Raw genomic sequence first — 12283 nt, 5'->3', positions numbered from 1 at the left:
ATGGATACCGCGAAGCTGTTGTCGTCAGTGCCCACCGGACTGTGGATCGGCGGTGAGGAACGCGACGGCGCGTCCACCTTCGATGTGCTCGACCCATCCGACGACTCGGTGATCACCTCCGTCGCCAACGCCACCGCCGACGATGCGATTGCCGCGCTCGACGCCGCCTGCGCTGTGCAGGCCGAGTGGGCGGCCACCGCTCCGCGCGAACGCGGCGAGATTCTGCGCGCGGTGTTCGAGAAGATCACCGAACGCGCCGAGGACATCGCCACGCTGATGACCCTGGAGATGGGCAAGGTGCTGCGCGAGAGCATGGGCGAGGTCACCTACGGCGCCGAGTTCTTCCGCTGGTTCGCCGAGGAGGCGGTGCGCATCGCGGGCCGCTACACGCCCAGCCCCGCGGGCAGCGGACGTGTCCTGGTCACCAAACAACCGGTCGGGCCGTGCTACGCGATCACGCCGTGGAACTTCCCGCTGGCGATGGGCACCCGCAAGATCGGGCCCGCGTTCGCCGCCGGGTGCACGATGATCGTCAAGCCCGCGCAGGAAACGCCGCTGACCATGCTGCTGCTGGCCAAGCTGATGGACGAGGCCGGCCTGCCCAAGGGTGTGCTGTCGGTGCTGCCGACGAAGAACCCCGGCGACGTCACCGCCGCGCTGATCGACGACGGCCGGCTGCGCAAGTTGACGTTCACCGGTTCCACCGGCGTCGGCAAGGCGCTGGTCAAACAGTCGGCCGACAAGCTGCTGCGCACGTCGATGGAGCTGGGCGGCAACGCCCCGTTCGTGGTGTTCGACGACGCCGACGTCGACGCCGCCGTCGAGGGCGCTGTGCTGGCCAAGATGCGCAACGGCGGGGAGGCATGCACCGCGGCCAACCGCTTCCACGTCGCGAACTCGGTGCGCGAGGAGTTCACCGAAAAGCTGGTCAAGCGGATGAGCGAGTTCACCCTCGGCAAGGGAGTCGACGAATCGGCCACGCTGGGACCGTTGATCAACGCCAAACAGGTCGCCACGGTCGAGGACCTGGTTTCCGACGCGGTGTCGCGCGGTGCGAAGGTGGCCGTCGGCGGGGTGGCGCCCGGCGGTCCGGGCAACTTCTACCCGGCCACGGTGCTGGCCGACGTGCCCGCCGACGCCCGCATCCTCAAGGAGGAGGTGTTCGGGCCCGTCGCGCCGATCACCGGATTCGACACCGAGGAGGAGGGTGTCGCCGCAGCCAATGACACCGAGTACGGGCTGGCGGCTTACATCTACACGCAGTCGCTGGACCGCGCGCTGCGCGTCGCCGAAGGCATTGAGTCCGGCATCGTCGGCATCAACCGTGGCGTCGTCTCCGACCCGGCGGCGCCGTTCGGCGGCATCAAGGAGTCGGGCTTCGGGCGCGAGGGCGGCTTCGAGGGCATCGAGGAGTACCTCGAGGTGAAATACATCGCACTGACGAAGTAGGTCGACACGCCGCCGCGCCTGCCGCGGCAGGTCCGCTCGCACGGGCAAGATTTCGCAAGTGAACGCGCGTCGCTCCGTCGCGCCCGCTGATCGCCGCCCGCTGTCAGTACATCCCTCCTCGCGTGCGCGTCGGCGTGGCGAGATCCCCGCCCTCGACGGCATCCGCGCCGTCGCCGTCGCACTCGTGCTCGCCGACCACGGCGGCATCCCCGGCGTCGACGGCGGCTTCCTCGGCGTCGACGTGTTCTTCGTGCTCAGCGGCTTCCTGATCACCTCGCTGCTGCTCGACGAGCACGCCCGCACCGGGCGAATCCGGCTGCGCGACTTCTGGATACGTCGCGCCCGCAGACTCCTGCCCGCCCTGCTGCTGATGGTGCTCGCGGTGGTGGCGGCGCGGGAGTTCTTCTCGACGGAGGCGGTCGCGAACCTGCGCGACGACGCCGTCGCCTCGTTCTTCTGGGTGGCCAACTGGGCGTTCGTCGCCCAGCGCACCGACTACTTCTCCCAGGGGGCGCCACCCTCGCCGCTGCAGCACACCTGGTCGCTGGGGGTCGAGGAGCAGTACTACCTGCTGTGGCCGCTGCTGCTGATCGCCGTCGCGTTCGTCTTCTGTCGTCGCGACCCGACCCATCTGCGATGGGCGGTCCTGGGCGTTGCCGGCGCGGGGGCGGTGGCGGGGGCGGCGGCGGCGATCGTCTTCGTCGACGACGGGACGCTGAACCGGATCTACTTCGGCACCGACACCCGCGCGCAGGCGCTGCTGGTCGGCGCGGCGGCGGCGGCGCTGCTGGTGCGGGACTGGACCACGGTGACGCTGGCCGGGCCGGTGATCAGGACGCGATGGCTACGGGGGGTCGCCCGCGCGGTGTCTGTCGTCGGTGTCGTCGTCCTGGGGTACGCGGTGCACACGGCGACCGGCAGCGCCGGCGACTTCCGCAAGGGCCTGCTGATCGTCGTCGCGCTCGCCGCCGCCTGCGTGATCGGTGCGGCGGCGATGGATCAGGAAGGGCCGGTCGCGCGCGTGCTGGCGTGGCGGCCGCTGGTCTGGCTTGGGGCGATCTCCTACGGCGTCTACCTGTGGCACTGGCCGATCTTCCTGGCGCTCAACGGTGAACGCACCGGGTGGTCCGGCTGGTCGTTGTTCGCACTGCGGTGTGCGGCGACGCTGGCGGTCGCGGCGCTGTCGTGGTGGTTGCTCGAGCAGCCGATCCGGCGCTGGCGGCCGGTGATCGTGCCGATGCTGCCGTTGGCCGGTGCGACGGCGGCGACCGCCGCGGTGATCACGATGACCGTGTTGCCCGTCGGCGTACCGACAGGGCCGCCGATGGAGGATCCGAGCATCGACTCCGCGGCACTGGTCGCGCCGGAGGTGCCGATCCAGGTGCAGCGCCACACCAGTCGCGATCCGAACACCAGGACCGTCGCGGTGTTCGGCGACTCGGTGGCATGGACGTTGATGCGCTACCTGCCGGAGACGCCGGGGCTCAGATTCACCGACTACACGACGATCGGATGCGGCATCGCGCGCGGCGGGCCGTACCGCTATGTCGGTCAGACGCTGAACCAGAAGCCCGCCTGCGATTCGTGGCCGAGCAGGTGGTCGGAGCGGGTCAAACACGACCGGCCCGACGTGGTGCTGCTGATCGTGGGCCGGTGGGAAGTCGTCGACCGGATGAACGAAGGCGTGTGGACCCACATCGGCGAGCCGACGTACGACGCCTATCTGCGCGCCGAACTCAACCGCGCGCTCGACATCCTGTCCTCGACCGGCGCGCGCGTCGTCGTCACGACCGAGCCCTATAACCGCCGCGCCGAGAAGCGCGACGGCAGCCTGTATCCCGAGGACGATCCCGATCGGGTCGACGACTGGAACGCGTTGCTGCGCAGCGCCGTCAAGTACCGCTCGAACGTCACCGTGCTCGACCTGAACCGCAAGCTCGGCCCGAACGGCGGGTACACCAACTGGATCGACGGCATCCGCATCCGCAGCGACGGTGTGCATCCCACGCCCGAAGCGGTCGAGTGGTTGACGCCGTGGCTGACCGACGCGCTGCGCTGAAGCGGCGGTTTCGGTGCTCTAGCAGTCGCTCAGCGACTGTTTGGACACCGAAGTCACTGGTGGCCGAGGCGACCGCGGCCCAGCCGCAGCAACAGCATCGCGAGGTCTTTGCCGTCGGGGCCGAGTTCGCTGTAGCGCTCGATGACCTTCATCTCGCGGCTGTGCACCAGGCGGGTGCCACCGGAGGCCATCCTGGCCTGACCGATCATCTTGGACACCTCGGTGCGGCGCTTCACGGCCGCCAGAATCTCGGCGTCCAGCCGGTCGATCTCCCGGCGCAGGTCATCGATATCGGGCACAGTCTCGGTTCCGGTCGTCATGGGTTTCACCGCCTCTGGTGTGGGTTCGAGGTCTCGTCCTCGTCCGGTCCTTGGCCTCACACAGGAGACGAGCCGCGGGTCTTTCCGAAGCGGACCGCGGAGCTCTCGCAGAAGCAGCAGACCACGGGCACCGCGGACCGGCACCCGTGGATGTATCGCTGTTTGCTGAGCACGGGACAAAGTGTGCCACCAAAGGCTGTGACAGCGCAAAGCCGTGCAGCGGTTCGACCGCGGAGCCGATGCGCGATTCGACCGCGGGCGTGTCCCCGCACGGCGGTAAGTTCGATACCGACATGAGCGCACCGAACCTGATCGCACCGAACGGGGCCACCGAATCCGACCAACTGCTCGAAGGGCTCAACCCGCAGCAGCGTAAAGCCGTCCTGCACGAGGGCTCGCCGCTGCTCATCGTCGCAGGTGCCGGCTCCGGTAAGACCGCTGTGCTCACCCGCCGGATCGCCTATCTGCTCGCCGCCCGTGACGTCGGCGTCGGGCAGGTGCTGGCCATCACGTTCACCAACAAGGCCGCCGCCGAGATGCGCGAGCGGGTGGTGGGCCTGGTCGGCCCCCGCGCGCGGAGCATGTGGGTGTCGACGTTCCACTCCACCTGCGTGCGGATCCTGCGTAACCAGGCCTCGCTGCTGCCTGGCCTGAACTCGAACTTCTCGATCTACGACGCCGACGACTCGCGACGCCTGCTGCTCATGATCGGCAAGGACATGGGGCTCGACACCAAGCGGTACTCGCCGCGGCTGCTGTCCAACGCCATCTCCAACCACAAGAACGAGCTGGTCGGCCCGGAGCAGGCGGCCGCCGAGGCCTCGGAGGCCGGCGAGGAGCTGCCCGGCATCATCGCCGAGGTCTACGCCGAGTACCAGCGCCGCCTGCGCGCGGCCAACGCGCTCGACTTCGACGACCTGATCGGCGAGACGGTCGCCGTGCTGCAGGCCTTCCCGCAGATCGCGCAGTACTACCGGCGCCGGTTCCGGCACATCCTGGTCGACGAGTACCAGGACACCAACCACGCCCAGTACGTGCTGGTTCGTGAACTGGTCGGGACGGCGGACTCGCAAGATGATCCAGCCGCGGTGCCGCCGGCCGAACTGTGCGTGGTGGGCGATGCCGACCAGTCGATCTATGCGTTCCGCGGCGCGACGATCCGCAACATCGAGGATTTCGAGCGCGACTATCCGAATGCGACAACCATTCTGCTGGAACAGAATTACCGTTCCACGCAGAACATACTGAACGCCGCGAACGCGGTGATCTCCCGCAACGCCGGCCGACGCGAGAAGCGCCTGTGGACCGACGAGGGGGAGGGCGAGCTGATCGTCGGCTACGTCGCCGACAACGAGCACGACGAGGCGCGATTCGTCGCGCAGGAGATCGATGCGCTCGTCGACGGCGGTGGCAGCTACTCAGATGTCGCGGTGTTCTACCGCACCAACAACTCCTCGCGTGCGCTCGAAGAGGTGTTCATCCGCGCGGGCATCCCCTACAAAGTCGTTGGCGGCGTACGGTTCTACGAACGTCGGGAGATCCGCGACATCGTCGCGTACCTGCGGGTGCTGGACAACCCCGGCGACTCGGTGAGCATGCGCCGGATCCTGAACACTCCGCGCCGCGGCATCGGCGACCGCGCCGAAGCCTGCGTCGCGGTGTACGCCGAGAACACCGGGTGCAGCTTCAACGACGCTTTGCAGGCGGCCGCCGAGGGCAAGGTGCCGATGCTCAACACCCGTGCCGAGAAGTGCATCTCGGCGTTCGTGGAGATACTCGACGATCTGCGCGGACGCCTCGACGATGAACTCGGCGAACTGGTCGAGGCGGTGCTGGACCGCACCGGGTACCGCGCCGAACTCGAGTCGTCAAGCGATCCGCAGGATCTCGCGCGGCTGGACAACCTCAACGAGTTGGTCAGCGTCGCACACGAATTCAGCACCGACCTGGCCAACGCGCAGGCGCTCGACGATGAGCAGCTGGACGAGGACATCCCCGAGACCGGAGTGCTGGCTCAGTTCCTGGAACGGGTCTCACTGGTGGCAGACGCCGACGAGCTTCCCGAGCACGGTGCCGGTGTCGTCACGATGATGACGTTGCACACCGCCAAGGGCCTCGAGTTCCCGGTCGTCTTCGTGACCGGGTGGGAGGACGGCATGTTCCCGCACATGCGGGCGCTGGGCGACCCCGCCGAGCTGTCCGAGGAGCGCCGGCTGGCCTACGTCGGCATCACCCGTGCCCGGCAGCGGCTCTACCTCAGCCGGGCCAAGGTCCGCTCGTCATGGGGCCAGCCGATGCTCAACCCGGAATCCCGCTTCCTCAAGGAGATTCCGCAACATCTGATCGATTGGCGGCGCACCGACCCGACACCGTCGTTCAGCGCACCGGTGAGCGGGGCGGGCCGGTTCGGCACCCCGAGACCGTCGCCGACGCGGTCGGGTGCGGGCAAGCGCCCACTGCTGGTGCTCGAGCCCGGCGACCGGGTCACGCACGACAAGTACGGATTGGGCCGCGTGGAGGAGGTGAGCGGCGTGGGCGAGTCGGCGATGTCGCTGATCGACTTCGGCAGCTCCGGTCGGGTCAAGCTCATGCACAACCACGCGCCGATCACCAAGCTCTAACCGGAGCGTTCCCAGCGTCCGGTGGCCGGCAGCGCGGCGAGCACGATGCTGGCCAGTGGCAGCACCGGGATCGCGTACACCACGGCGGGCAGCTTGGCCCCGGCGACAAACAGGCTGGAGAAGATCAGCAGCGCCACCATCGACCCCACCATGACCAGGAGGCGGCTAACCCAGCGGCGCAACAGAAGTCCGATCAGCCCGGCGATGAGAGCGGCCGCCGATATCGCGGTCAGGAAGCCGACCGCGACGCAGAACAGTTGATCGGAGCGCCACCAGCCGGTGATCAGGTCGGTGGCGATGACGGCGGTGGCCCAACCGGTCAGGATGCTGGTCACCGCGGTGGCGATCGCGGTCTTCGGGTTGGCCGGCGGCGATCCGGCCGGGGACACGGCCACGGGCCTGGCCCGGGGGATATAACTCGTCTCGGGCGCGGGACGGTCCGACATCTGTGTCGCGCCTCCGTCCGCCATCTGCGTGGGCGGGCCGGCGACCGGGATCGCACCGGTCGGATGGCGGCGGATGATATTCGTCTGGGGGTCCTGGCCGGTCGGGATCTCGCCGGAAGGGTGGCGCCGGATGATGCCCGTTTCCGCGCTCGACGGTGATTGACGTGTCAGATCGGAGTCGTCGTCGCCGGCCACTCAGCCAGACTAGTTGCCGAAAGACAGGCCGCGTTTGGCCAGCCAACCCACGGGGTCGACGCGGTCGGTGCCGTTCAGGTGCACCTCGAAGTGCAGGTGCGGCCCGGTCGAGTTACCGGTGTTGCCCATCTTGGCGATCTGGTCACCGGCCCAGACCCGCTGACCGACCTCCACCGACCACGAGCTGAGGTGACCGTAGAGCGTCACGGTGCCGTCGGAATGCCGGAGCTTGACCATGTTGCCGTAACCGGCGTACGGGCCGGCCGAGATGACCACGCCGTCGGAGGCGGCGAGCACCGGCGTGCCGATCGAGTTGGCGATGTCGATGCCGCCGTGCAGGGCGCCCCAGCGGTAACCGAAGCCCGACGTCCATACGCCGGTGGTGGGCGTCACGAACATCGGCCGCTGCAGCCGGGCTTCGCGTTCGGCGCGCTCCTGGGCGAACGCGGCCGCCTTCTGGATCTCCTCGGTGTGCAGCGCAGAACTGGCGGCGGGCGTCACGGCGACCACCTGCATACCGCCCGACGTCTCGCCGAGCGGGTTGGCGATCGCGGACCCCTCGACGGCCAGGACGGTCTCCGAGGACTTCTCGTGCGCGGCATTGGCCATCGAGTACGCGCCCGCGGCGGTGGCGCCGACGGCCATCGCGGCGACCATCAGGCGGCCCTTGACGGGCACTTCCTGCTTGCGGTGCGCAGGCGTGCGGCTGCCGATCCGGATGACGTCGGTCGCGTCCATGCCGTCGCTGGTGTCGGTGTGGCTGTCGCGGTAGGCGTGCGAACGGCGCGCGTGCCGGGGTCCGGACTGGAACTCGGAGGGCACGGCGAGACGCAGTGGGACGAGGTTGTCGGTGTCGGTCAGGTCGTCGAGTTCGGGAGCGTGGATGACCTGGGCTTCGCGGTCGAAAGCGCTGTTCTCGCGGAAGTCGACGTCATCGAGATCACCGAACTCGTTGAACGGAATGATGTCGGTGACTTCGGCGGGCGATTCGCTTGCACGGCGGCTGATTTGCCGGTTCGTCGACGATCTGCGATGAGATCCGGACGAACGGTGCGAAGCCAACCTGGGGTGTCCTTACGTTTCGGATGCCTGTCGAGAAGCCTGTCGTGACCAAAGCGTTATCGAGACCAGAGGCACGTTAACCAACTCGCGACGACGGCTGCAAGCCGAGAGCCTATTCCGCGGAGGATTGTGATTTGTATCACTGGACCCGGGCGGTGAGATCTACCACATGACCGGTGGGCGGTGCCAACGCGTTCTGGGCGTGTGGATAAAGTTCCTCCGAGCCTTCGGCCCAACAACTCCGCAATCGACGCGCTAGAGACAGGGACGTTCCACAGCCAATGGACCTCTTCGAATACCAGGCGAAAGAGCTCTTCGCCAAGCACAACGTGCCCACCACACCCGGTCGGGTGACCGACACCGCCGAGGACGCCAAGACGATCGCCGAGGAGATCGGCAAGCCGGTGATGGTCAAGGCGCAGGTCAAAACCGGCGGCCGCGGTAAGGCGGGTGGCGTGAAGTACGCGGCCACCGCCGACGACGCGTTCACCCACGCCCAGAACATCCTCGGCCTCGACATCAAGGGTCACATCGTCAAGAAGCTGCTGGTCTCCGAGGCCAGCGACATCGCCGAGGAGTACTACATCTCGTTCCTGCTCGACCGCGCGAACCGCACCTACCTGGCGATGTGCTCGGTCGAGGGCGGTATGGAGATCGAAGAGGTCGCCGCCACCAAGCCGGACCGGCTGGCCAGGGTGCCCGTCGACGCGACCAAGGGCGTCGACGAAGCGTTCGCCCGCGAGATCGCCAAGAAGGGGCACCTGCCCGAGGAGGTGCTCGACGCCGCGGCGGTGACGATCGCCAAGCTCTGGGAGGTCTTCGTCGCCGAGGACGCCACGCTGGTCGAGGTCAACCCGTTGGTGCGCACGCCCGACGATCAGATCCTGGCGCTCGACGGCAAGGTCACGCTCGACGGCAACGCCGACTTCCGCCATCCCGAGCACGCCGAGTTCGAGGACCGCGACGCCACTGATCCGCTGGAGCTCAAGGCCAAGGAGCACGACCTCAACTACGTCAAGCTCGATGGTTCGGTGGGCATCATCGGCAATGGCGCGGGACTGGTGATGTCGACGCTGGACGTCACCGCCTACGCCGGCGAGAAGCACGGCGGCGTGAAGCCGGCCAACTTCCTCGACATCGGCGGCGGCGCCTCGGCGGAGGTGATGGCCGCGGGTCTGGACGTCATCCTCAATGACGAGCAGGTCAAGAGCGTGTTCGTCAACGTGTTCGGCGGCATCACCTCGTGTGACGCCGTCGCCAACGGCATCGTCAACGCGCTGAAGATCCTCGGTGACGAGGCCAACAAGCCGCTCGTGGTGCGTCTCGACGGCAACAACGTCGAAGAGGGCCGCCGCATCCTGGCCGAGGCCAACCACCCGCTGGTGATCCAGGCCGACACCATGGACGCCGGAGCCGACAAAGCCGCCGAGCTGGCGAACAAGTAAGGGACGCAACCCATGTCGATCTTTCTGAACAAGAACTCCAAGGTCATCGTCCAGGGCATCACGGGCGGCGAGGGCACCAAGCACACCGCGCTGATGCTCAAGGCGGGCACGCAGCTGGTCGGCGGCGTCAACTCACGCAGGGCCGGAACGACGGTGTCGCACAAGGACTCTGACGACAACGATGTCGAGCTGCCGGTGTTCGGCACTGTCGCCGAGGCGATGAAGGAAACCGGCGCCGACGTGTCGGTGGTGTTCGTGCCGCCGAAGTTCGCCAAAGACGCGATCATCGAGGCCATCGACGCCGAGATCCCGCTGCTGGTCGTCATCACCGAGGGAATCCCGGTGCAGGACACCGCCTATGCGTGGGCCTATAACGTCGAGAAGGGGCAGAAGACCCGCATCATCGGGCCCAACTGCCCGGGCATCATCACGCCCGGTGAGGCGTTGGCCGGAATCACGCCGGCGAACATCACCGGTCCGGGTCCGGTCGGCTTGGTGTCCAAGTCCGGGACGCTGACGTATCAGATGATGTTCGAACTGCGCGATTTCGGGTTCTCGACCGCGATCGGCATCGGCGGCGACCCCGTCATCGGCACCACGCACATCGATGCGATCGAGGCGTTCGAGAAGGACCCCGACACCAAGGTCATCGTGATGATCGGTGAGATCGGCGGCGACGCCGAGGAGCGCGCGGCCGATTACATCAAGGCCAACGTCAGCAAGCCCGTCGTCGGCTACGTCGCGGGGTTCACCGCGCCGGAGGGCAAGACGATGGGCCACGCCGGCGCCATCGTGTCGGGTTCCTCGGGCACCGCCGCCGCGAAGAAGGAGGCGCTGGAGGCCGCGGGCGTGAAGGTCGGCAAGACCCCGTCGGAGACCGCGAACCTGGCCCGGGAGATCCTGCAGAGCCTCTAGGGAAGCCCCTCGGGGGCCTCTCCTTCGTTGCGCGAGCGACCGCGTCTGCACGTCGACACGCCGCTGTTCGCCGTACAAAAGCGGTCGCTCGCGGCTTGTGGTGGGCGGCCGACGCGAGGCTTGTGGTGGGCCCACGCGGGGTGTGAAGTGGGCCGCAGGATTAGGAACACGTTCTAGTCCTCGATTAGCCTGACGAATTAACAGTCGTCAGGAGGTCTGTAATGGTCGATTCCCGGACCCCGGTCATCGTCGGCGTCGGGCAGTTCACCGAGCGCATCGACGATCCCGGCTATCGGGGCATGTCGGCGGTCGACCTCGCGACCGAGGCGGTGCGCGCCGCGCTTGCCGACACCGGGCTCGACGCCACGGCGGCCGCCAAGGCCATCGAGACCGTGTACGCGCTGCGCCAGTTCGAGATCTCCGGGCCGATGCCCGCGACGCTGGGCAAGTCGAACAACTACCCGCGCTCGGTGATGGGGCGCGTCGGCGGCGATCCCGCACGCGTCGTGCTCGAACCGGTCGGCGGGCAGGGGCCGCAGAAGCTCGTCACCGAAGCGGGCAAAGCCATCGCGGCGGGTGAGTTCGACGTGGCGATGGTGATCGGTTCGGAACCGGGTTCGACGGCGCGCTACTGGCGCCGTGCCGCCGAACAGGGACAAGCCAAGCCCGACTTCACCGAACACGTCGAGGGCCAGCTCGAGGACCGCGGACACCAGATCCACAGATACTTCACCGAGTACACCGCATCGCACGGATTGACCGGCGCCGCAGTGCAGTACGGACTGCTGGACAACGCGCGCCGCAGCCGGTTGGGACTCGGCGTTGCCGAATATCGCAGGCAGATGGCCGAGCTCTTCGCACCACTGTCCAAAGTCGCTGCGAAGAACCCGTTTTCATCGTCACCGGTCGAACGGTCGGTGCAGGAGATCCTCACCGTCACCGACGACAATCGGATGATCTGTGATCCCTACCCCCGGCTGCTGGTGGCGCGCGATCAGGTCAACCAGGGCGCCGCCGCGATCATGATGTCGGTGGCGGCCGCACGCCGACTCGGTGTGCCCGAGGAGAAATGGGTGTATCTGCACGGGCATTCGGATATGACCGAGCAGGACCTGCTGGACCGCGTCGACCTCGGGGCCAGTCCCGCGACCGTGCACGCCGTACACGAAGCCCTGCGGGTGGCGCAGATCGACGTCGACGACATCGCCACCTTCGACCTGTACAGCTGCTTCCCGTTCCCGGTGTTCGTCGCCTGCGAGGCGCTGGGCATCGACGGCGACGACCCGCGGGGCCTGACGGTGACCGGCGGCCTTCCGTATTTCGGTGGCCCGGGTAACAGCTACTCGCTGCACGCCATCGCCGAGACCGTCACCCAAATGCGCGATCGGCCAGGATGTTTCGGCTTCGTGGGCGCCAACGGCGGCACGATGAGCAAATACTCCGTCGGCATCTATTCGACGCTGCCTACCGACTGGCGGACGAACAACAGCGAGCACCTCGACACCGACGTCGCGGCGCTGCCGACGGTCCCGGTGACCGAGCGCCCGGAAGGGCGCGCGACGATCGAGACCTACTCTGTGCGCTACGACTGGCCGGTCCGCACCGGGATCATCGTCGGCAGACTCGATTCGGATGACTCACGGTTCCTGGCCATCTCCGAGGATGAGGATCTCGTCGCGTTGATGTCGGACGGCGATCCGCTCGGCGCGGCGATCACGGTGCGTCCGACGGAGAAGATCAACCGCGCCAGCCTGGCCTGACCACAGGGAGG

9 protein-coding genes are annotated in these 12283 nt (G+C 67.7%); 6 read left to right on the top strand and 3 right to left on the bottom strand.

From position 1 onward, the window contains the following. Both AU072_RS01820 and AU072_RS01815 read left to right on the top strand, forming a co-directional pair. A complete protein-coding gene (locus tag AU072_RS01820) occupies positions 1-1449 on the top strand; it encodes an NAD-dependent succinate-semialdehyde dehydrogenase (RefSeq protein ID WP_064412133.1) in 1449 nt (482 codons plus the stop codon). A gap of 58 nt (positions 1450-1507) precedes the next feature. Further along, positions 1508-3508 (top strand): SGNH/GDSL hydrolase family protein, encoded by a 2001-nt coding sequence (locus AU072_RS01815; protein WP_407937575.1) that lies wholly within the window; start codon positions 1508-1510, stop codon positions 3506-3508. A 53-nt stretch (positions 3509-3561) separates the two neighbouring features. Here the strand turns inward: AU072_RS01815 and AU072_RS01810 are convergent, their stop codons facing one another. After that, positions 3562-3828, bottom strand: a complete 267-nt coding sequence (locus tag AU072_RS01810; protein ID WP_064350728.1) for a chorismate mutase — start codon at positions 3826-3828, stop codon at positions 3562-3564. A 293-nt stretch (positions 3829-4121) separates the two neighbouring features. Between AU072_RS01810 and pcrA the strand changes: the two genes are divergently transcribed. Next, a complete protein-coding gene (pcrA, locus tag AU072_RS01805) occupies positions 4122-6449 on the top strand; it encodes a DNA helicase PcrA (RefSeq protein ID WP_064412330.1) in 2328 nt (775 codons plus the stop codon). Here the strand turns inward: pcrA and AU072_RS01800 are convergent. Together AU072_RS01800 and AU072_RS01795 are read right to left on the bottom strand one after the other, a co-directional pair. Beyond that, the gene (locus tag AU072_RS01800; RefSeq protein ID WP_235629901.1) at positions 6446-7090 is read right to left on the bottom strand and encodes a hypothetical protein; all 645 of its coding nucleotides are present in this window, start codon (positions 7088-7090) and stop codon (positions 6446-6448) included. The genes pcrA and AU072_RS01800 overlap by 4 nt on opposite strands. Positions 7091-7099: 9 nt before the next feature. After that, the gene (locus tag AU072_RS01795; RefSeq protein ID WP_064412132.1) at positions 7100-8152 is read right to left on the bottom strand and encodes a M23 family metallopeptidase; all 1053 of its coding nucleotides are present in this window, start codon (positions 8150-8152) and stop codon (positions 7100-7102) included. A gap of 281 nt (positions 8153-8433) precedes the next feature. Here AU072_RS01795 and sucC point away from each other — a divergent pair, with 281 nt between their 5' ends. From sucC to AU072_RS01780, 3 genes are all read left to right on the top strand, one after another. Next, positions 8434-9597 (top strand): ADP-forming succinate--CoA ligase subunit beta, encoded by a 1164-nt coding sequence (gene sucC, locus AU072_RS01790; RefSeq protein ID WP_064412131.1) that lies wholly within the window; start codon positions 8434-8436, stop codon positions 9595-9597. 12 nt (positions 9598-9609) lie between these two features. Further along, complete coding sequence (gene sucD / locus AU072_RS01785) at positions 9610-10512, top strand: succinate--CoA ligase subunit alpha (protein WP_064412130.1); 903 nt, start codon at positions 9610-9612, stop codon at positions 10510-10512. Positions 10513-10733: 221 nt separating this feature from the next. After that, on the top strand, positions 10734-12272 hold the full coding sequence (locus AU072_RS01780; protein WP_064412129.1) for an acetyl-CoA acetyltransferase: 1539 nt from the start codon (positions 10734-10736) through the stop codon (positions 12270-12272). Positions 12273-12283 lie beyond the last annotated feature (11 nt).

Source organism: Mycolicibacterium novocastrense, assembly GCF_001499835.1.
In the GTDB taxonomy this organism is placed as follows: domain Bacteria; phylum Actinomycetota; class Actinomycetes; order Mycobacteriales; family Mycobacteriaceae; genus Mycobacterium; species Mycobacterium novocastrense.
The sequence above is the reverse complement of the archived record's forward strand: the minus strand, read 5'-3'. Positions and strand labels throughout refer to the sequence as shown.